Source organism: Pedobacter sp. (assembly GCF_965279535.1).
Taxonomy (GTDB): Bacteria; Bacteroidota; Bacteroidia; order Sphingobacteriales; family Sphingobacteriaceae; genus Pedobacter.
In genome coordinates this window covers 756,496-778,689 of sequence record NZ_OZ257244.1, presented here as the reverse complement: position 1 = coordinate 778,689, position 22,194 = coordinate 756,496, and the positions used below count along the sequence as shown (strand labels likewise).

At 38.1% G+C, this 22,194-nt stretch carries 19 protein-coding genes; 12 read left to right on the top strand and 7 right to left on the bottom strand.

Features of this window, described 5'->3' with window-relative positions:
* Nucleotides 1-43 precede the first annotated feature (43 nt).
* The 8 genes from ACQY77_RS02980 to rplT all read left to right on the top strand — a co-directional run bounded on the left by ACQY77_RS02980 (nt 44) and on the right by rplT (nt 8,751).
* Nucleotides 44-1,936 (top strand): RecQ family ATP-dependent DNA helicase, encoded by a 1,893-nt coding sequence (locus tag ACQY77_RS02980; RefSeq protein WP_421939474.1) that lies wholly within the window; start codon nt 44-46, stop codon nt 1,934-1,936.
* Between the two features lie 89 nt (nt 1,937-2,025).
* Nucleotides 2,026-3,366, top strand: a complete 1,341-nt coding sequence (locus ACQY77_RS02975) for an MFS transporter (RefSeq protein WP_421939475.1) — start codon at nt 2,026-2,028, stop codon at nt 3,364-3,366.
* A gap of 51 nt (nt 3,367-3,417) precedes the next feature.
* Nucleotides 3,418-4,155, top strand: coding sequence for a (Fe-S)-binding protein (locus tag ACQY77_RS02970; RefSeq protein WP_421939476.1), 738 nt, complete (start codon nt 3,418-3,420; stop codon nt 4,153-4,155).
* A gap of 146 nt (nt 4,156-4,301) precedes the next feature.
* Nucleotides 4,302-5,204 carry a hypothetical protein gene (locus tag ACQY77_RS02965; RefSeq protein WP_421939477.1) on the top strand — a complete coding sequence of 301 codons (903 nt, stop codon included), beginning with the start codon at nt 4,302-4,304 and terminating at the stop codon, nt 5,202-5,204.
* A gap of 379 nt (nt 5,205-5,583) precedes the next feature.
* Nucleotides 5,584-7,509 (top strand): threonine--tRNA ligase, encoded by a 1,926-nt coding sequence (thrS, locus tag ACQY77_RS02960; protein ID WP_421939478.1) that lies wholly within the window; start codon nt 5,584-5,586, stop codon nt 7,507-7,509.
* A gap of 20 nt (nt 7,510-7,529) precedes the next feature.
* Nucleotides 7,530-8,099 (top strand): translation initiation factor IF-3, encoded by a 570-nt coding sequence (gene infC, locus ACQY77_RS02955; protein ID WP_421939479.1) that lies wholly within the window; start codon nt 7,530-7,532, stop codon nt 8,097-8,099.
* Between the two features lie 29 nt (nt 8,100-8,128).
* Nucleotides 8,129-8,329, top strand: a complete 201-nt coding sequence (rpmI, locus tag ACQY77_RS02950) for a 50S ribosomal protein L35 (protein ID WP_090882274.1) — start codon at nt 8,129-8,131, stop codon at nt 8,327-8,329.
* Nucleotides 8,330-8,406: 77 nt separating this feature from the next.
* On the top strand, nt 8,407-8,751 hold the full coding sequence (gene rplT / locus ACQY77_RS02945) for a 50S ribosomal protein L20 (protein WP_025144714.1): 345 nt from the start codon (nt 8,407-8,409) through the stop codon (nt 8,749-8,751).
* 65 nt (nt 8,752-8,816) lie between these two features.
* Here rplT and ACQY77_RS02940 read toward each other — a convergent pair whose 3' ends face one another.
* The 6 genes from ACQY77_RS02940 to ACQY77_RS02915 form a co-directional block, all read right to left on the bottom strand.
* On the bottom strand, nt 8,817-9,146 hold the full coding sequence (locus tag ACQY77_RS02940; protein ID WP_421939480.1) for a YegP family protein: 330 nt from the start codon (nt 9,144-9,146) through the stop codon (nt 8,817-8,819).
* Nucleotides 9,147-9,264: 118 nt separating this feature from the next.
* Nucleotides 9,265-11,169: a DUF294 nucleotidyltransferase-like domain-containing protein gene (locus ACQY77_RS02935; RefSeq protein WP_421939481.1), complete on the bottom strand. Its 1,905-nt coding sequence runs from the start codon at nt 11,167-11,169 to the stop codon at nt 9,265-9,267.
* Nucleotides 11,162-11,848 (bottom strand): exonuclease domain-containing protein, encoded by a 687-nt coding sequence (locus ACQY77_RS02930; RefSeq protein ID WP_421939482.1) that lies wholly within the window; start codon nt 11,846-11,848, stop codon nt 11,162-11,164. Before ACQY77_RS02930 ends, ACQY77_RS02935 begins: the two co-directional genes overlap by 8 nt.
* Before the next feature lie 162 nt (nt 11,849-12,010).
* Nucleotides 12,011-12,742, bottom strand: coding sequence for an MIP/aquaporin family protein (locus ACQY77_RS02925; RefSeq protein ID WP_421939483.1), 732 nt, complete (start codon nt 12,740-12,742; stop codon nt 12,011-12,013).
* A 21-nt stretch (nt 12,743-12,763) separates the two neighbouring features.
* Nucleotides 12,764-14,254, bottom strand: a complete 1,491-nt coding sequence (gene glpK / locus ACQY77_RS02920) for a glycerol kinase GlpK (protein ID WP_421939484.1) — start codon at nt 14,252-14,254, stop codon at nt 12,764-12,766.
* A 24-nt stretch (nt 14,255-14,278) separates the two neighbouring features.
* Nucleotides 14,279-15,874 (bottom strand): glycerol-3-phosphate dehydrogenase/oxidase, encoded by a 1,596-nt coding sequence (locus ACQY77_RS02915; RefSeq protein ID WP_421939485.1) that lies wholly within the window; start codon nt 15,872-15,874, stop codon nt 14,279-14,281.
* Nucleotides 15,875-16,034: 160 nt separating this feature from the next.
* Here ACQY77_RS02915 and ACQY77_RS02910 point away from each other — a divergent pair, with 160 nt between their 5' ends.
* On the top strand, nt 16,035-16,799 hold the full coding sequence (locus tag ACQY77_RS02910) for a DeoR/GlpR family DNA-binding transcription regulator (protein ID WP_421939486.1): 765 nt from the start codon (nt 16,035-16,037) through the stop codon (nt 16,797-16,799).
* Nucleotides 16,800-16,838: 39 nt separating this feature from the next.
* Complete coding sequence (locus tag ACQY77_RS02905) at nt 16,839-17,234, top strand: response regulator transcription factor (protein WP_421939487.1); 396 nt, start codon at nt 16,839-16,841, stop codon at nt 17,232-17,234.
* A gap of 54 nt (nt 17,235-17,288) precedes the next feature.
* On the opposite strand, the gene ACQY77_RS02900 is transcribed toward ACQY77_RS02905, so the two are convergent.
* Nucleotides 17,289-17,948 (bottom strand): hypothetical protein, encoded by a 660-nt coding sequence (locus tag ACQY77_RS02900; RefSeq protein ID WP_421939488.1) that lies wholly within the window; start codon nt 17,946-17,948, stop codon nt 17,289-17,291.
* 861 nt (nt 17,949-18,809) lie between these two features.
* On the opposite strand from ACQY77_RS02900, the gene ACQY77_RS02895 reads away from it, so the two are divergent.
* Nucleotides 18,810-19,568: a polysaccharide biosynthesis/export family protein gene (locus ACQY77_RS02895; RefSeq protein WP_421939489.1), complete on the top strand. Its 759-nt coding sequence runs from the start codon at nt 18,810-18,812 to the stop codon at nt 19,566-19,568.
* 20 nt (nt 19,569-19,588) lie between these two features.
* Nucleotides 19,589-21,880, top strand: coding sequence for a GumC family protein (locus tag ACQY77_RS02890; RefSeq protein WP_421939490.1), 2,292 nt, complete (start codon nt 19,589-19,591; stop codon nt 21,878-21,880).
* Nucleotides 21,881-22,194 lie beyond the last annotated feature (314 nt).

Sequence of the window (22,194 nt, the reverse complement as noted above, 5' to 3'; positions counted from 1 at the left end):
AGCAATATCAGCAGGTTTTTTATAGTTTTGATACCGCCGATTTATGACAGCAATAGAGATTTTACAAAAGTATTGGGGATATCCCGCTTTCAGGCCCTTACAGCAAGAGATTATTACTTCCGCACTTGATGGGAAGGATAGTCTGGCTCTTTTGCCTACCGGCGGCGGAAAATCAATCTGTTTTCAAGTTCCCGCCCTGGTAAAAGAGGGTATTTGTATTGTGGTTTCCCCATTAATTGCCCTGATGAAAGATCAGGTAGAAAACCTTAAAGCCAAAGGAATAGAAGCCATAGCCATTTACGCCGGCATGGGTAAACGAGAGATCGATATTTTGCTTGATAACTGCATCTATGGTAAAATAAAATTTCTATACCTCTCACCAGAACGGCTACTCTCTGATTTAGTAAGAACCAGGATATCATACATGAATGTAAATCTCATCGCCGTAGATGAGGCGCATTGTATTTCCCAGTGGGGATATGATTTCCGCCCGCCTTATCAGCAAATTGCAAAACTCCGCGAGATATTACCAGATGTACCTGTTTTGGCACTTACAGCAACTGCTACAGCTTTTGTGCGACAAGATATTGTAGAAAAACTGGAAATGAAAGATCCCCAGATTTTTGTTAAAAGCTTTGCAAGAGATAACTTAAGCTATGTGGTTTTTAATAAGGAAGATAAATATAAAAAACTAATTGAAATCTGCAATAATGTAAAAGGCACTGGGCTGGTTTATGTGCGCAACAGGAGGGAAACCGCAGAGGTGGCCAACTTTTTAATTCGCAATCAGATTAAGGCCGATTTTTACCACGCCGGACTGGAAAGAGATAGCCGTTTTAAAAAACAGGAAGACTGGAAGCAAAATAAAACCAGGATTATGGTGGCTACCAATGCTTTTGGTATGGGGATTGACAAGGCTGATGTTCGTTTCGTAGTTCACCTGGACTTACCAGAGAGCCTTGAAGCCTATTATCAGGAAGCTGGAAGGGCAGGTCGGGATGAGAAAAAAAGCTATGCTGTATTATTGGCCAATCAAGCTGATGTCGAAGGACTGGAAAGCAGGTATATTGATAGCTTCCCGAGTCCTGATGAGATCAGAAAAATATACCATTACCTCGGTAACTACTTTCAGCTAGCTTTTGGAGCAGGCGAGGGGCTTACCTTTACGTTTGATGTAGCTGACTTTTGTAAAAGATTTAATATTAGTGTGTTAAAAACATTATCTGGTTTAAAGTTTCTGGAGCACGATGGATACATTACGCTATCAGAAAGTGTGTTTTTACCCTCAAGATTAATGTTTACCGCAAGCCACGAAGATGTTTATCGTTTCCAGATTGAAAACAGGGCTTACGATTCACTCATCAAAACCATATTACGATCACATGGAGGTGCTTTTGATGGTTTTGTTAAAATTAGCGAAGCCGATATCGCAAAGAAAACAGGAGCCTCTTATAAAGATGTAATCGCGGTTTTAAATAAACTCCAGGCCATTGATTTGTTAAACTATATTCAGCAAACCGATCAGCCACAGCTGCAATATGTAAGGGCCAGGGTAGATATGGATCATTTTGATCTGGATGTGAAATACCTATCGCTCAGGAAAGAAATTTTACTGAAACAGATTGAAGCTGTAGTAGGCTACACAATGTCCGGTTCCTGTAGAAGCGTTCAGTTATTGGCTTATTTCGATGAACCCAATGCTACCAAATGTGGCGTGTGTGATGTGTGTATTGCAGAAAAGAAAAATGAAACAGCAGCAGGAGTAGAGGATGAAATCGATTACGAAATAGCCTCCTTGTTGCAACAGAACCCATTAACCCTGGATGAACTTATCTCAGGTATCAAAAATGGATCTGAAAATGAAAGACTTGACGCCATCCGTGAATTATTAGATGCAGGCAAAATTAAAACTGATGGTAAGAAGTATTATCTTTAGACCGGTTTCCAGCTAAAAGTTTTCTGTTCGCTTTAAACAGTTAAGCAATTCAACAGTTAAACCAAACAAATAGCGTCATTCTCAAAAAAATGATAGAAAAAAATAATAAGAAAACCATTCGTTCCTGGGCCTTCTTTGATTGGGCGAATTCCGCCTATAACCTGGTTATTACTTCAACAATTTTTCCGGCATACTATTCCGCTATCACTTCCGATAAGGATGATCAAACCGTTGATTATGTTACCTTTTTAGGGCATAAGTTTGTTAATTCATCTTTGTACAGCTATGCCATGGCTTTTGCATTTTTAGTGATAGCCATAGCTTCGCCCATTTTGTCTGCCATTGCAGATACCCGGGGAAACAAGCGAATTTTTATGCAAATGTTTACCTACCTCGGTGGCATTGCCTGCTGCTTGTTGTATTTCTTCACCTTAAATACATTGCAGATAAGTATAGTTTTCTTCATTCTTGCTGCAATTGGTTTTTGGGGTAGCCTGGTGTTTTATAATTCGTATCTGCCCGAAATTGCTACACCCGATCGCCAGGATGGTGTAAGTGCAAAAGGGTTCAGCTATGGGTACATAGGCAGCGTTATCCTTCAGATACTTTGTTTCATAATCGTATTTTTTCCTGGTGCTTTCGGTATACCGGATACTCCTGAAGGTAAGGCATTGCCAGCAAGAATCTCCTTCTTACTGGTGGGTTTGTGGTGGATGGGCTTTGCACAAATTCCCTTTCGAAACCTTCCAAAGGGCAGTCCAAATTTTAAAACGGCTAAAAGCAATATCATGACCAGTGGTTTTAAGGAACTTCAGAAGGTTTGGAAACAGGTTAAAACCATGAAACACCTTAAAAGGTTGCTTTTTGCTTTCTTCTTTTATTCTATGGGGGTGCAAACCGTTATGTTAATGGCTACAATTTTTGGAGAAAAGGAACTCCACCTGCCTACAGAGAAATTAATTGCCACCATATTATTGTTACAGGTAATCGCTATACCGGGAGCGATGCTGATGTCATACCTGGCCAAAAACGTTTTTGGAAATGTTAAGGTCTTAATTGGTGTTGTGATTATCTGGATTGGGTGTTGCGTTTATGGATACTTCATCCACACGGAAATGCAATTTTACCTTCTTGCAGCCATTGTAGGTTTAATAATGGGTGGAATTCAATCACTCTCCCGTTCAACTTATTCCAAGTTTTTACCTCAGGAGAGTCCTGACCACACCTCTTACTTCAGTTTTTACGATGTTGCAGAAAAGGTAGCTTTGGTATTTGGAATGTTTAGTTTCGGATATATTGAAGAAATTACCGGAAGCATGCGCAATTCTGTTGTAGCTATTGCCGTTTTCTTTATAATCGGCCTGTTATTTCTTCTTTTTGTACTAAAAGTTGAACCTAAAGAAACTAAAGATGTAGCTTTGCAGGCTTAATTGTTATTTCAGTCAGAAGCTGTTCATTCCTTAATAAATTTACTACCCTAAATGAAAGTAGAGTTGTTTGTCCCATGTTTTGTAGATCAGTTATATCCGGAAACGGCCTTTAACACGCTACGATTGTTAGAAAAATCGGGCTGTGTGGTAAGCTACAACTCCAAACAAACCTGCTGCGGTCAGCCAGCCTATAATGCGGGCTACTGGGATGAAGCCAAGCAGGTGGGTACAAAATTCCTTAGCGATTTTACCGAAAATACCTATGTAGTAGCACCATCGGCCTCTTGTGTAGGTATGATTAAAAGTGGTTATAACGATCTGTTTACCAATACAATTGTGCATAATAAGTGCCGCAGTTTACAGTCCAATATCTGGGAACTATCTGATTTTTTAGTGAATGTTGCGAAGAAAGATTACTTTGGGGCAGAACTGGAAGGAAAAGCGGTTTATCATGATTCATGTAGCGCCCTGCGCGAATGCAAAATCAAAGATGAACCCCGTCAGTTATTATCTAAAGTTCATGGTTTGGAGATGATTGAAATGGAAGACACAGATATGTGCTGTGGCTTTGGTGGTACTTTTGCGGTAAAATTCGATGCCATTTCATCAGCCATGGCCGAACAGAAAGTGAATCATGCCCTGGCACAAAACGCTGATTATATCATCTCAACCGATTTGTCCTGTTTGCTGCACCTTCAAGGATATATTGAGAAAAATAACATCGCCATTAAAACCATGCATATTGCAGATGTGTTAACCAACGGCTGGCTGGAAAGTACCGAATATTAACCAATATTTTACGTCTGAACAGCAGTTATTTAACACTTTTTAACGGCCTTTGTGTTAGAACTATAATAACTTTGCTTAAACCATTTTATTTCTTTTCAATCTAAGTCTTTTAGATAACAGTACCTAACACGACAAAATCAATAGCAATGAAAAAAATATTATTCGCTTTATTGGGCGTATGCTCTATGGTTTCTGTAGCAACTGCACAGAAAAAAAGTTCTGGAGCAATACAATTCGAAGTAACTGTAGACCCTGCTGCAATGGCTGCAGCTAGCGGTTTTCAACTAACTGACCAAATGAAGGCCAGGATGCCTTCTTCAAGCAAGTCTAATTTCGAATTGCTGTTTACAGCAACCAATGCAAGCTATATGCCAGTGGAGGAAATTGAAGACAGCAACGGCGCTGGTGGTGGTGGTGGCGGTGCAGGTAGAATGATGATGCGTTTTGGTGGAGCAGGTGGTAACCGCGAATATTATTATGTTTTTGCGGATAAAAGTCTGACAGAAGTTTTCGATCTGAATGATACCACGTATTTTATGCCAAGCAAGTTAACCTTATCTACGGCAGGGCCTGTTACTTCATTTAGAATGGGTGGAGGAGCTCCCGGAGATACCACTAAGCCTAAGCCTGTAGCACCCCCAAAAATTGAGATCGTTAAAACAGATTCAACCAGGCAGATTATTGGTTTTACTTGTCATCAGGTAATTGTGAAATCAACCCGTTCAATCAAGCTTTTAGATATTGATAGAGAAGTAACTGAAGAAACCCGGATCTGGTATACCAATGATTTAGGGTTCAATTTCTCTCCAAATCCAAATATGTGGACAGAAGGTGCTGTTTTAGCAATAGAGGGCAGGGGAAACCGCTCAATAGCGACCAGTATTGATTACAGAGGAGTAAGTGCAAAAGACGTAACCGCACCTAAAAAGGCTAAACCAATTACACAGGAGGAATACCAGACTAAAATGGAAAACATGATGAAACGCATGAGACAAAATAGGCCTCGCGGAAATTTTGGTGGCGGAAGAGTAATGATTATGGGACAATAAATAATCCTGGTAACAATATTATGCCTGCTTGATGTAAATTGAGCAGGTTTTTTTATGCTGCATCCAAGTCCAATTGGCTACTGATGTAGCTATAAGTGGATAAAGCACAATCCATTCCTGATCCATGCTTCAGCCGGGGATAACCCGTAGATGAGCCATACATGAGTCATAGTTATCCCGTACTAATCTCGTAGTTGGGGTCTTTACTCTCTACTCTTTACTCCCAACTCCAACCTCCCAACTCCCAACTCTTCTCCATTTCCAATAATTTGCTTATCTTCGCGACAATTACAAATCACGTGGTATGTGATTTAGAACTAACTTTTTTTTATAACCGTCTGTAAATTTTAACAAATAGAAGACAAAATCATAGTTGTAGATGATTAACATTACTTTACCTGACGGCTCTGTTCGTCAGTACGAAAAGGGCACATCCGCCCATCAAATTGCATTATCCATTTCCGAGGGCTTAGCCCGTAACGTATTAGCTGCAGAAGTTAATGGAGAAGTTTGGGATTCAACCAGACCAATTGAGTCAGATTCATCGGTTAAATTGTTAACCTGGAATGACGCTGCTGGTAAATCAACTTTCTGGCATTCATCTGCTCACTTAATGGCAGAGGCGCTGGAGGCTTTGTATCCAGGTACTAAATTCGGAATTGGCCCGGCTATTGAAACTGGCTTTTACTACGATGTAGACTTTGGCGATAAAGAATTCTCTTCAGATGATTTCAAGGCTATAGAAGCTAAAATGATTGAACTGGCCAAGCAAAAGGAAACTTTCACCAGGGAAAGTGTAAGTAAAGCCGATGCCATTAAATATTTTACCGAAAAAGGTGATGAGTATAAACTTGATTTAATTGATGGCTTAGAAGATGGAAAGATTACTTTCTATACACAAGGTCAGTTTACAGATTTATGCCGCGGCCCACATATTCCCAATACAGGTTTCGTAAAAGCTGTAAAATTAATGAATGTAGCTGGTGCTTACTGGCGTGGAGATGAAACTAAAAAACAGCTAACCCGTATATATGGTGTAACTTTCCCTAAAGCAAGTGAGCTTACCGAGTATCTTCAAATGATTGAAGAAGCTAAGAAGCGTGATCACCGTAAACTAGGTAAAGAACTGGAGCTTTTTGCTTTCTCTGAGAAAGTAGGAATGGGCTTGCCGTTGTGGTTACCAAAAGGGACTGCTTTGCGCGAGCGTTTAGTTAATTTCTTAACCAAAGCGCAGGCCAAGGCAGGATATGAACAAGTGGTAACGCCACATATCGGTCATAAAAATCTTTATGTAACTTCTGGTCACTGGGAAAAGTATGGCAAGGATTCTTTCCAGCCAATTAAAACCCCGCAAGAAGGAGAAGAGTTTTTCTTAAAACCAATGAACTGCCCGCACCACTGCGAGATTTATAAAACTAAACCGCGTTCTTACAAGGATCTTCCGGTGCGTTTTGCAGAATTTGGTACCGTTTATCGTTATGAACAAAGTGGCGAATTACATGGCTTAACCCGTGTTCGTGGCTTTACTCAGGATGATGCCCACTTATTCTGTATGCCAGAGCAAGTAAAAGAAGAGTTCAAAAAAGTAATTGATTTGGTGCTATATGTATTCAAATCATTAGGATTCGATAATTATACTGCACAGGTTTCATTACGCGATCCTGAAAACAAAGCCAAATACATCGGTTCTGATGAGAATTGGAAGCTTTCTGAAAATGCGATAATTGAAGCAGCGGCAGAGAAAGGTTTAAATACAGTTGTTGAATATGGTGAAGCAGCTTTCTATGGTCCAAAACTGGATTTCATGGTGAAAGATGCTTTGGGCAGAAAATGGCAGTTGGGAACTATCCAGGTAGATTATAACTTGCCTGAACGATTTGAACTTGAATATACAGGTAGCGACAACCAGAAGCACAGACCTGTAATGATACACAGGGCTCCGTTTGGATCACTTGAGCGTTTTATTGCTGTATTGATTGAACACTGTGCCGGTAACTTCCCATTGTGGTTAAGTCCTGAACAGTTTATCATTCTTCCGATTTCAGAAAAATATGAAGAATATGCAAAAAAAGTTTTAGATGAACTAAATAATTCCGATATTCGCGGGCTGATTGACTTCCGTGATGAGAAAATTGGTCGCAAAATTCGCGATGCAGAGGTTAAAAAAATCCCTTACATGCTTATTATAGGCGATAAAGAGATGGCTGAAGGTAAAGTTTCAGTGCGTAAACATGGTGAGGGAGATTTAGGCGAAATGACGTTGGAAGAGTTCAACAATTTATTAATAAAAGAAATAACAGTTTAAAAAATTAAATTAATACAAATTTGGCATTAGGAAGACCAGGATTTAACAGGGGGCCACGTCCACCTTTTAAGAAAAAAGAAGCAGAGCATAACATTAATCAGTTTATTAAATCGCCCGAAGTGCGTTTAGCTGGCGATAATGTTGAGCCAGGAATTTATCCTTTGGCTAAAGCTTTGGCACTTGCTGATGAACTGGAGTTGGATTTAGTGGAGATTTCTCCAAATGCAGTTCCTCCTGTTTGTAGAATAATTGATTATAGCAAGTTTGTTTACGAGCAGAAGAAAAAGCAAAAGGAGATTAAAGCAAATGCTAAACAAACTGTTATTAAAGAAATTCGTTTCGGTCCTAATACCAACGACCACGATTTTCAATTTAAATTAAAACATGCCATTAGCTTCTTAGAGAACGGTGAGAAAGTTAGAGCTTATGTGCATTTTAAAGGTAGAGCAATTGTTTACAAGGAACAGGGTGAAATTTTATTGTTAAAATTTGCTCAGGCACTTGAAGATGTTGGGAAAGTAGAATTGTTACCGAAATTAGAAGGTAAACGTATGTTCTTAACAGTTGCGCCAAAAGTTGCAAAAAAATAAAAATAGGTTTATAAATTAAAAAACAGGTTATGCCAAAAATGAAAACCAATTCCAGTGCTAAAAAGCGTTTTTCGCTTACTGGAACAGGTAAAATCAAAAGAAACAATGCATACAAAAGTCACATCTTAACTAAGATGAGTACTAAACGTAAACGTGCCCTAGGTCATGCTAGCATCGTAACTGATGCAGATTCAGGTAACGTTAAACGTATGCTTTGTATCGGAAAGTAATTTATTAATTCACCAGGTATCAGGCCATTAAAGTTCCTTTTAATTAAGGGCGCCGCTTACCAAAAAACAACAACAACATGCCACGTTCGGTAAACGCAGTAGCTTCGAGAAGAAGAAGAAAGAAAATCCTTAATTTAGCCAAAGGCTATTGGGGTGCAAGAAGTAAGGTTTATACTGTTGCTAAAAACACAGTAGAAAAAGGTTTGCAATATGCTTACCGTGACCGTAAAGTTAAGAAAAGAGAATTCCGCGGATTATGGATCCAACGTATCAATGCAGGTGCTCGTCAGCACGGTATTTCTTACTCTCAATTGATCGGTAAACTAGCTTCTAAAGAAATCGGTTTAAACCGTAAAGTATTGGCTGATTTAGCAATGAATCACCCAGAAGCTTTCAAAGCTGTAATTGATGCAGTAAAATAGAAATTTTCGCTTAGGCGATAATCATATTGAAAAAGGGAACCATTTGGTTCCCTTTTTTTATGCTCTTATGATTGATCGTCAGTCTCTGCGTCTGGCGCATTTTTCTTCACAGATTCAATTCCATTATCTCTCGCCGAAACGCTTTCGTACATTTCGCTTGATCCGATAATTTGGCCATTGGTGGCTTTTAAACTGAAATAATACTTGCCATTGGTTGAAGTTTTCTTCTCGAATTTAGTATCATCCTGCGCGTTTTTCTTTACCGATTCAATTCCATTTTCACAACTCGATTTGGCTGAATAACCTTCGCTGGTTAATATGGTTTGGCCATTTCCTGCTTTAAGATTGAACTGAAATTCTCCATTACTTCGTTTGGTGATTACAAATTTTCCCATTTTTCTAATTTTTTAAGATAGGTTGATGTGTTAATAATGATATAAATAGGAGGTGATACCTAAAGTTATTAAAGTCTTTAAACATTCGCAATACCTCAGCACAATTTAAAATTAACTTTTAACCTAAGCTGTTCGTGAAGCGTATCTTTATCCCACTCTGAAAGTTTTGAATGGTTTTGAAAATCTCTATTAATGTTACTTTTTCAATTTTGGTAAGGGAGTTAATCTCAATGAAATTATCAGGTTCAATGTGATTGTTAATCTGATCGGCCTGATGTTTCAATCTTAAGCCCATCAAATAGTAATAAGACTGCATCAGTTCATTAAACTGTTGCTCGGTAAACACATTTAAATTTTTCAGCACCTTTAGTCTTTCGCCGGTGTTTTCTTTTTGGAATATTCTATTTTGTAATGCATATACCCGAACCAGATCTACAATGGGCGTCATCGCCGTTTTAATGTCGAATACCTCTTTTTGGGCTACCTTTTGAGTTTTGATATTTCTAAAATACGTTAGTGGTGGTTCGTATTGCAGAGCATTCTTAGCTAAATAAACATAAAACTTTTCTATAGGTTGTTGCAACTCCTGATCTACAAAAGTTCGCAGTTCTTCCATGAGCTCCAGATCACCATAAATCGCGCGGCAATCAAAGAAAGCAGCAAATTTTACTGCAGCTTCCGGAAGTGCCTCCTCAATCCAGCTTTTATAATTGTATTTCCAATGTTCCAGAGAATGTGTCCAGTTTGGGTTGGATGCCATATAATCACCCTTGCAATACACAAAGCCTACTGCATTGAGTTTATCTGATACCTGACCAGCAAAGTCTAAAAAGTAACTTCTAACTGCAGCCCGCTTATCAGCAGAAGTATCCTCGTAAATAATAGCATTGTCCTGATCTGTTTTAAGGCTTAATTCCTTTCTGCCTTCACTTCCTAGAACCATAAAAACAAATTTTGCCGGAGGCGGCCCCAATCGTTTAATTACTTCTTCAATTATCTTGGTAGATATGGTATCAGCAATGGTTGTAACTACTTCATTCACAATTTCTGCATGCACCCCTCTGCTCAGCAATTGGGAAACAATACCCGGCACTTTTTCCCATTTTCGTTTTAAATCTGCAGTATCTACAGCCGATTTTACCGATTGAATGAAAACCAATGGCGATTGTGCCTGCTCGCTTAAGAGCCTGTTTCTGCTCAAAAAGCCAACAATCTGCGCTTCATTTTTAACCAATAAGTAACGAGATTTGCTGCTGAACATCATCAGCACAGCTTCATATACATAAGCTTGGGTACTGATAGATACAATGTGCTCATCCATAACTTCGCTTATAGGAAGATCGGCATTTAACCTTCTGCCAATTACCTTATCCCTTAGGGTGATATCCGTTACAAAACCAATAAATTTTTGAGGAGATTCTTCTATAAACAAACAACTCGTTTTATTTTCAGCCATCTTTAAAGCGGCTTCGAAAATAGGGGTAGAAGGTGCACAGCTTACCACTTTTTTGTATGTGATATCACCGATTTTGGTCGAATAAAGCTGATCAACAAGTAAGAAATTGTCTTGGGATGAAATATTGCTCTTGTAAAAATGCGCATATTCTTCATCAAGCATTCGCTTCCCAAAATCATTCGCAAAATATTCGAAAAAGTCTTCATTTTCAGTGCACAGTTTTTTGAAGTCTTTTCTGGGGATAAAATAGGTAACGCTATCTTCTAAAGCCACAACTGTTTTTAAGGGTTTTCTTTTGTTGAATAAAATAGAAACACCACCAATTATTTCCCCGGGTCGATAAATCTCTATCCTGCGTTTTTCATTTTTATTATCTAAAAAGAAGGTTTCAAAGCTTCCCTTTACAATGACTTCTATGCCCTTTATTTTTTGATGGTTTTGGTGATGAAGTACATCATCGCGTTCGTACGATGAAGTTTCAATCGGCTGGCTAAGCTGTAAAAGCTCCGCTTCGGTTAGCAGGTTAAATGGAGGGGTAGATTGAAGGAATGTTATTTTTTCATCCATAGAAAAATATAGAAAGCAGGCGTAATAGGGTACTTCTCGAAGATAAGGTTTTTACTGAAGGTTTGGAAGTTTGTGCTTCCATGATTTCTGCATTGGATTGAAACCGTTCTACAAGGTTTGCTTTCAAAAGATAAAAGAATATTCTGGCTGTTAGAATGGCGTCAGCAAGCGCGTTATGGATTTGTTTTGGCACTTCATTAAATAACTCAATATAAAATTCGTTTAATTTCAACTGCGCTATTTTCGGGTTACGAACAAATGGCGTGCTGGCCATCATGGTACAAAAATACGATAAGGTATTTAATGCATTGGTTTGCCCCAATCTGTAAAACTCAACATTCAGCATCTGGAGATCGAATGCCACAAAATGTCCGATAACCAAAGGTTTATAGGTGCTTAAATCACTGATCAGTAAGTTTAATACAGTCTGTTTATCCTCACCATTTTTGATTAGGAAGTCAGCAGTAATCTGATGAATGGCCGTAGCAGATTCAGCTATATCGATATTTTTATAGTAGATAAAATGATTTTCCCGCTTTACTTCTTCATGATTTTGGTTGTAAATTATCCAGGCAATTTGGATAATGTATGGCCAGTTATCTGTTTCAGCATAAGGAGCTTGCCAGTTTTTAGGTAAACCAGAAGTTTCAGTATCGATGACGAGGAAAAACGCTTGCAAGGGCTGAAATATTTAGTTAGAAAATTAAATGGCGCTTTCAAGTGCCCTTTTTCAAATGTAAATATTTTTGACTTCAATCCCTAGCGCTTTTCTAATTTATAACTGCGATAAAATCATAAAAACCTTATCGGTGAGGATAAGGTTTTTATAGCTTTATTTTATTTAGATGTTGAGTGCCAGGTAGAGTAGGGCCGCTAAAGTTGCCCCAATTACGGGACCCACAATCGGTACCCAGGCGTATCCCCAGTCGCTACTGCCTTTACCTTTCATAGGGATTATGGCATGAACAATTCTGGGTCCTAAATCACGGGCAGGGTTAATGGCATATCCGGTGGTGCCACCAAGCGCTAAACCGATTACCCATACCAGGAAAGCCACAGGGATAGCCCCTAGTGAGCCCAAACCAATTGGCGTTTTATCGGTACCCATTTCTGCATTGGTGAAATAGAAAATAACGAAAATCAATACAAACGTTCCGATAATTTCAGATAAAAGGTTCGATTTTAGGTTTCTTATGGCTGGAGAAGTGGCAAACGGAGCTGCCTTTAAGCCCTGATCTTCTGTGGCATCGAAGTGATCTTTATACATCAGCCATACCAGGAAAGAACCAATTATAGCGCCACATAACTGAGCTAAAATGTAATAAGGAACTTTTATCCAATCGAACTTTTGCGCTATGGCGAGTGCCAGCGTTACAATAGGATTTAAATGAGCCCCGCTGTAGGGCGCTGCAATTACCACACCAACAAAAACAGCTAATGCCCAGGCGGTTGTGATTACTATCCATCCACTGTTATTCCCCTTGGTTTCTTTTAAAACCACATTTGCTACAACGCCATTACCTAAAAGGATAAGCAAGGCGGTACCAATAAGTTCTGCGATAAATTCGGTCATGATAATATTTAATTAGCGTTATTAATCTTCAGCATTTACTCTTGCAGCTTTTACAGCCCTGTTCCAGCCCTTAATTCTTGCCTTATTATCGATGCCTGGCTCTGCAATAAAGGTTTTGTTTACTTTCCATTGAGAACGGATCTGATCAATACTTTCCCAAAAACCCGTGGCCAAGCCGGCAAGATAGGCAGCACCTATGGCAGTTACCTCTGTTACTTCTGGTCGGATTACTTTACAAGCCAGTAAGTCGGCCTGAAACTGCATGAGCAGGTTGTTTGCAGTTGCCCCACCATCAACACGCAATTCCGCAATATTTACACCTGCATCAGCTTCCATGGCTTTAAGTACATCCATTGTTTGATAAGCAATACTTTCTAAAGCAGCCCTTGCGATATGAGATTTGTTTGTTCCCCGTGTTAAACCGGTTATTGTTCCGCGGGCATGCTGGTCCCAGTGCGGGGCACCCAAGCCTGCAAATGCAGGTACTACATAAACCCCATCAGTATCCTTTACTTTCTGCGCCAGTGTTTCTACATCAGCAGATTTGGAAATCAGTCCCATTTCATCTCTAAGCCATTGAACTACTGCACCTCCAATAAAGATACTGCCTTCCAATGCGTAATTTACCTGGTCTTTAATTTTCCAGGCAATGGTTGTCAGTAAGTTATTAGACGAGATCTTTGGTGCGTCACCAATGTTCATTAACATAAAGCAACCTGTACCATAAGTGTTTTTTACCATGCCTGTTTCTGTGCACATCTGGCCAAATAGTGCAGATTGCTGATCTCCGGCAATACCTGCAATGAGAATTTTGGCTGCCAGAATATTTCCTGCTGTTTCACCATAAACTTCACTGGATGATTTTACTTCTGGCAGCATGTTTTTGGGTATGCCAAATAAATCCAGCAACTCATCATCCCATGATAAGGTATTGATGTTGTAAAGCATGGTTCGCGAAGCATTGGTAACATCTGTAACATGTGTTTTTCCTGCAGTTAATTTCCAGATTAACCAACTGTCAATGGTTCCAAACGCCAGTTTGCCAGCGGCAGCTTTTTCTTTAGCACCAGCTACATTTTCGAGGATCCACCTGGCTTTAGTAGCCGAAAAATATGAATCTATAATTAAACCGGTCTTCTCCTGGATCATTGGAGCCAATCCTTTTTGCCTGATTTCGTCGCAATAATCAGAAGTTCTGCGGTCCTGCCAAACAATGGCATTGTAAATCGGAACTCCGGTTTCCCTGTCCCAAACCACAGTAGTTTCCCTTTGGTTGGTAATCCCGATAGAATTAATATCCGAGGCTTTTAAATTTGCTTTTACAATAACTTCGGCTGCTACGGCTATTTGTGTAGACCAAATCTCCAATGGATCATGTTCTACCCAACCTGCCTGAGGGTAAATTTGCGTAAATTCTCGTTGGGCTATGGCTAAAATTTCTCCATTGTGATTGAAAATAATTGCTCTTGAACTCGTGGTTCCCTGATCAAGAGCCATAATATATTTATGCATAGAATTGAATGATTTGGTTAGGTATTATTGAGCCAGTACTACTTTTTGAGCTTCACTTTTCGATTTGTAGATATAGCCGTCGGCTAATTTATTAAATTTTTCCAGTTGATCGTTTTCCCAATCCTGATCGGCATGTAACGCTTTTGCTAGGAGGGAAGCAACTTTTGGAGCCATATTCTTCGCCGCCTGTGCATCAATGAACAAAATTCTTAACCTGCGGCTCAATACATCTTCAATGGTTTCGGCCATTTCATTTCTGGCTATCCAGATTACCTCTGCAGCTACATATGGGAAACCAGGCAGGATTTTTTCAGCCCATTCAGGCTTTTCTGTCATTAATTGCCGGATATGGATTTTATCTGATCCGTATATGTCCAGATATTCATCGCCCTGCTGCTCTACACAGCCATGTATCCGTAAATTTGTAGTTACACATGCTTTCGCTTTTAAAGTTGCATGTGCAATGGCCAGGTCAACTGTTTCTTCTGCCATTCTACGGTATGTGGTCCATTTGCCTCCGGTTATGGTTATGAGTCCCTTTGCCGAAACCATCAATTTATGATCACGACTAATTTCTTTCGTACTGTTTCCTTCACCATTGGTTGGAGCAGCCAATGGCCTTAATCCCGAAAAAACACTGAGGATATCTTCATAAGCGGGTTTTCTATTGAGGTACATGCCTGCTGTTTTTAAGATAAAGTCTATTTCTGTCGTTAATGCCCTGGGTTCTAAACTGTGTTCATCAAGGGGGGTATCGGTTGTACCTACCAAAAGATGTTCATGCCATGGAACTGCAAATAGCACCCTTCCATCCGAAGTTTTTGGGATCATAAGCGCAGAATCGCTGTTTAAGAAGCTTTTTTCCAACACTATATGTACGCCCTGGCTAGGTCTTACCAGTTTTTTAGAGCGTGGGTTGCTCATTTTTAAGATGTCATCTACAAATACACCAGTTGCATTGATAACCACCTTGCCCTTAAACTCGTTTATCACTCCTGTAAGCATATCTTCTGCTTTTATGCCTGTAATTTGCCCGTTTTCTGATTTATTAAGCGCTATAACCTTGGTGTAATTCAGAAGGGTAGCACCATATTCTACCGCGGTTTGAGCGATGTTTATGGCCAGTCTGGCATCATCGAATTTTCCATCATAGTAACGGATACTTCCCTTTAATCCTTTCGCTTTAATGCCTGGCATCTTAAGCAGGGTTTCTTTTTTATTAAAGAACTTAGATTTTCCAAAGCTGTATTTGCCAGAAAGCCAATCATATAGGGTTAGTCCTATGAGGTATTTTGATATGGAGAACCAACTGTAACATGGGATTAAGAATTCTTCTTTTTTAACCAGGTGTTTAGCGTTTTGCTCTAATAGGCCTCTTTCCTTCAGTGCGTGTTTAACCAATGCAATATCGCCCTGAGCCAGGTAACGTACACCACCATGCACCAATTTGGTACTTCTGCTCGAGGTTCCTTTTGCAAAATCAGATTGTTCGACAAGCAGGGTTTTTAAGCCTCTGCTTGCGGCATCTAATGCGGTGCCTAATCCGGTTGCACCACCTCCGATAATGATCATATCCCACTCGGTATCTGAAATAATCTCCTGGTTATTTAATCTTTTCATTTAAATATAAATGTAATAAAACGAAACAATACGCAATTATAAGTAATCATTATCGAAATAATATAATATCTACGTTAAAAAAATATTAAATATTTCTACAAATGGATTTTCTTAATTACTTTATTTGCTATTTTGCGATACCGATAATTATTAAAAGCTCATGATGAATTTAGCTGAAAGGCATCAGTTTATCCTTAATCGCCTGCAAAGGGATCAATATATTAATGTGGTTGATTTATGCAAGGAATTGAAAGTATCTTCTGTAACCATAAGAAAGGATTTAAAACTCTTAGAAGATAAGAACCTCTTGTTTAGAACACATGGTGGTGCCACCATGAATAATCCTTACACGGTAGACCGGCCAGTAAATGAAAAAGAAAAAATCCAGTCTACAGAAAAGAATAAAATAGGGGCTGCTGCCGCTGCATTATTGAACGATAATGACTCAATCGCAATTGCAAGTGGTACTACTGTTTTATATTTTGCTAAAAATATCACTTCTGGTGCTAATTTGACAGTGGTTACATCTGCGCTGAATGTGGCTTTAGAATTAATGAGAGAGCCCAGCATAGAGGTAATTCAGCTTGGTGGTTTACTTAGAAAAAGTTCATCCTCGGTTATGGGTTCTTATGCAGAGCATGTATTACAGGATTTTTATTTCAATAAGTTGTTTTTGGGTGTAGATGGCATTGATCTCGATTTTGGTTTAACTACTACGAATGCAATGGAAGCACACCTTAACCGTAAGATGATCAATGCTTCACAAAAAACAATCGTTTTAGCAGATTCTACAAAATTTGGTAAAAGGGGCTTTGGAAAAATCTGCGGTCTCGAAGAAATAGACCACATTATTACCGATAAAGGAATTTCTGAACAAATTGTAAAACATTTAGAGGGTTTAGGTGTTACTGTTACTATCGTATAGCCCGAAAGCTATAAACAGAACCAAAACGATAATTTGTATATGGAAAAAAAACGAATACACATTTTAGAAGATGATCAAGAGATTAGAAATGTGATTGAAATTCTTTTAAAAGAGGAAGGTTATGAATTACAACTTTCGTCTTCATTCGCAGAGCTAAAGAAAAATATTCAGGATGCGATGCCTGATCTTTTCTTACTTGATGTAATGTTGCCAGATGGTAACGGAGCAGAGATTTGTGAAGATTTAAAAACAGATATTTTTACAAAGCATATTCCGATCATTGTGATGTCGGCTCAAAATAACAGTGAGCAGAAGGCTGCAGATGCTTTTGCAGATGATTATATCAGTAAGCCTTTTGATATTAACGATGTTTTAAAGCGAATTAATACTCAATTGACTCGAAGCGCTGAACGAAGCACAACGAAAGTCCAATAAAAAAAGGGAGCCAATTGGCTCCCTTTTTTTGCAAAGTAGAGTAGAAGCATAAGTTTAGCTTTTGTTAAACATTACAAACCTTTTAGAATTACCTACCCGTTGTGCGGTTGCAGCATTAGAAATAATTGCATCATCTTCGGTGGGCTTATTGATAAAGATATTGGCTCCTATTATATTATAACTTCCAATAGTAACATCTTCTTTTACAGATGAGTTTATCCCCAGAAAAGAATTATTTTTCACTGTTACATTTCCGGCAAGGATATTTCCAGATAGCAGAACATTATTCTCGATGGTGCAGTGATGTCCAATTCTGGCTCCGATAAGCATACAATTATCCCCAATGGTTACAAAGGGATGTATGTCACAGCATTGGTCTATAAATACATTTTTTCCTACAATTAAATCGGGCCATATATTTGCTTTGGATGCTATATAGTTAGCGAAATCATATCCCAATTCACTCACTTTTCTAAAAATGCTTTCTCTGGCGCTGTTCCTACCTATAGCAATATGCATTTTATGGTTTTCTGGAGGAAAGCTTTTTACAATCTCATCTAAGCCTAGTATGGGTATTCCCAAAAGCGTTGTACCAATAGGTGGCACATAATCGTCATCTACGCAAAAAGCCACTACCTCATATGCGCTGTCGTTAGTAAAAGAGTAACAGATAAACTCTGCCATTTTCCCAGTTCCATAAATTATTACTTTCATAATTTCACTATTAGTTGCTTTAAAAATATGTAATATATAATGCCTTTCTAGCTGATCAGGCAACTCTGTACGCTTTTGATGATCAAGTGTATATTTTCATTTACAGCTTAGGCATATTAACCTTAAAGTGCTTTTTTTACGGAATTAATGAGATTTCACCTGTTAGTTTCTCACGATTTGAATTAGTAGGGAAGGGTATGACTGCAATTTTCCACTCTTTTCAAGTTTAAGAATGTAAACATATAGTTTACAGAATATTGATAGAAGTGGTATGTTCTTAGAAGCTTCCAAATTTTTGAACAGAAATTTCCATGGGATTGTAAAGCTATAGTTAAATTATCGTTAACATTTTCCTGGTTCTATAATTTTTTACAACCAATGATAAGTCGCTGGTCCATAAAAAAGTCTGTTGTATGTATTTTTGAAGCGCTTTTTGTTTCCTTTTTGCTGTAAGTGAGGGTTTGCTGTAATGTGAATTTGATTTTTAGTTAGTATTTTGAAATTACAAAAACGTTTTATGTGAAAAGCTCGCATTTCCTGTGAAATTGGTGAGTATTCTGTAGTATTAAGCAGCTTTTTTAAGTGTTAAATTGATTTTAGGAAGAATTTTTGATTTGCATAATTAAATTTTAACCCAAAACTTCAAATATGGACTGAAAAACTATGAAGTGCATTTTACATGAGTTGAGTTTAAAAATTCACAAATCCTGTATAATTTGTTAGGTTAATATTTCAAATACTGTAAATGTTGTTTCATTCTTATACAATTTAAATACAACCCCCTTCAAAGCCTAACACCTTGGCTGTTTAATACCTAGCTTAGTTCTCAATAAATCGAATCAAAACTAAATATTAAAAGTCATGAAGAAATTAACGTTATTCCTTGTTATATATGCATGTGTATTTAGTGCATGCGCTCCTAAAAGAGACCTTGTTTATTTCAGCAATCTGGCTCAACAAACAAATGGCGAGAAAATACAAAGTCAGGAAGTTAAAATCCAGCAGAATGATCTCTTAAGTATAACGGTAAACAGTTTAAACCAGGAGTCAAATGTATTGTTTGCTGTAAATAGCAGAGTATCAAGTGCTGATAACTCTTATAAATTAGAAGGATATCGCGTAGCTAAAGATGGTACAATCAATTTACCTGTTGCAGGTAATATCAGGGTAGAGGGTTTAAGCATTGAGCAGGCTCAGGGGGTGATCTCTAAAGAACTGGATAAATATGTTAAAAAGCCAGTGGTAGATGTTCAACTCGTAAATTTTAAAGTTACCGTAATCGGCGAAGTTAACCGCCCATCTAATTTCACCGTTCAGGGAGACAACATTAATTTACTGGAAGCATTAGGAATGGCCGGAGATATGACTGTTTATGGCAAGCGCGAAAACGTGCTGATTATTCGTCAGCAAGATGGTCGAAGAGTAATGAAACGTCTCAATCTAAACGAACAGGACGTTATGAATTCGCCTTTCTTTTACCTTAAACAAAATGACATTGTTTATGTAGAGCCTGATAAATCTAAAGCAATAGAATATAGTACTGGCACCAGGGTGATGCCTGTCGTAGTAGCCTCAATTTCAGCTGTAGCTGTACTGATCACAGCAGTATTAAATCGATAACGTTTCTTAAATATATAGTTATGTCAACAACAAGCACAAATAGTGGAGCAAAAGATTTTGTAGAAACACTAACAAGCTTTGCCAGAAACTGGCCTTACTTTCTATTGAGTATTGTAATTTGTTTAGGATCTATTTACGCATTCCTATATGTTACTCCTCCCAGATACAAAATTAGCAGTACACTTTTAATTCAAGATGATAAAAATGGCTCTGCAATGTCTAACAGTACAGCTTTTAGCGATTTGAACATGTTTCAAACGGTAAAAACCGTAGACAATGAAATTGAGATTTTAAGATCAAGAGATTTGATTTATAAAGTGCTTAAAAAACTGAACCTTGAAACCGCATACTTTAAAAAGCAAGGCTTAAGGGATAAAGAACTTTATGGTCAAACCAGTCCTTTAAAAATTCATGCCTTCAATTTAACCAGGGGTGCATATGCAAGAAAAATCAATATATCTTATTTAGATGATATCTCTTTCATTTTTCAGGACAGCACCAGTATCAATATCTATAAATATGGTCAGGTAATCAACAGCAAAAATTATCAGATCCAGGTTAATAAAGGACCAGCTTTCGCAAAAGAGTTTGGTAAGGTTAAAATCCAATTCAAAAACCTTTATAACATGACAGAATCTTTCAGTTTGGTTAAATTGAAAATACTTCCGGTAGTAAAGGATGCCAATACCATCACCATTAGCATGAACGATAATATACCACAGCGTGGAATTGATATATTAACCGATCTGATCGACACTTACAACATCAATAATGTAAATAATAAGAATGCAATTGCCAGAAATACCATCAAATTTATTGATAACAGATTAAAATATCTGGTTAATGATTTGACCGGAGGTGAAGAAGATGTAGAGAGTTATAAGCAACAAAACAGGGTTACTGATATTAATATGGATGCGCAAATGAATGCTGCGCGTTCCAGCGAATATACACAGCAATTAGAAGCTTCTGCTGTTCAAATGGGGCTTATCCGTACCGTTGAAAATTACTTCAGGGGCAAACAGGACCAAAATGATTTGGCACCCAGTGCAATGGGATTAAAAGATCCGATTTTAAATTCTTTGATTTCCAGATTTAACGATCTTCAGATTGAAAGAAACAGGATGCTGAGAACAGCGAATGCTGAAAATCCATTGGTTATTAATCTTAATGAGCAGCTGGCCAATCTTAAAAATAATATTCTCGAGAATTTAAGCAGTATTAAACAAGGATTTGCCATCGAAAGAAGAAACCTGAGGGCTAATTATTCACAATATGACAGTAAAATAAAATCTGTTCCAACAATAGAAAGAGGTTTACTTGAAAGAAGTCGCGAACAAGGAGTGAAATCAGGTTTGTACAAATATTTGTTGCAAAAAAGAGAGGAAACAGCTTTATCACTTTCGGCTACCGTGCCAACCTCGCAAATCATCGATAAACCAGCTTATAACACCATTCCGGATAGCCCTAAACAGCCGTTATTATACCTATGCGGACTTATTTTTGGCTGCCTGGTTCCTGCAGGATTTATCTATGTGAAAGGTTTGTTCAACAATAAGGTAAAAGATGCCAATATGATTGAACTAACAGGTGTAAAAATGTTAGGTGAGCTTTCGCATAATGCTGACAAAGGAACTGTTGTTTTCCAAAAAGATAACCGCTCTACTATTTCTGAATTATTCAGATATATCAGAATGAACTTAGGCTTGATGTCTGCTCATGGAGAGAACAAAGTAATGCTGGTAACATCAAGTATGAAAGGTGAAGGAAAAACTTTCTTCAGCATAAACCTGGCTTCTACTTTAGCCATGCTGGATAAAAGAGTGGTTGTTTTGGAATTTGATTTAAGAAAACCAGATTTACTGAATAAAGTAGGCCTGAAACAAACCGTTGGTATTTCCGAATACCTCAATGATGATAAGGTTTTCTTAAATGATATCATCAGACCAACTAAAATTTCAAAACACATCTCGGTAATAGGATGTGGCAAATCACCGGAAAACCCATCAGAATTAATGATGAGCCCAAAAATGGATATACTTTTTGAAGAACTGAAAGACCGTTTTGATTACATCATTATTGACACATCTCCGGTAGGACAGGTTGCAGATGCATTTAGTTTAGCCGAATATGCCGATGTAAGTATTTACTTAGTAAGATATAATTACACAAATAAGTATCAGCTGGCAATTTTAAAAGATATATACGACAACAATAAATTGAAAAATCCAATGGTCGTATTTAACGATGCCAAAAGAGAAAAGAACCAAAAATACAGCTATGGAGGATATGGCTACGCTATGGCGAACTAATACCACTATACTGTAAAATATTGCCCAAACGAATTACCCAGTACCGAATACCTTTTACCAAATAAACGTCCCAACCGTTTTAATTCAGTTTGTTAACGCATGATTTAGTGATACCCTAACTAAGTATCAAGTAGCTATTTCACCAATTAACAGGCAAATCTTTAAAAATAGTTTGCTATTTCAGCAAGAGTATTAAAAACAAAAAAAACGTCATGTAAGTGATATAGCGAAGCTGTATCCCGCGCATAACGCTGGTAAAACCAGAACAAGCAGCCACATTATTGCTTACTTCCTGTAAGTGATATAGCGAAGCT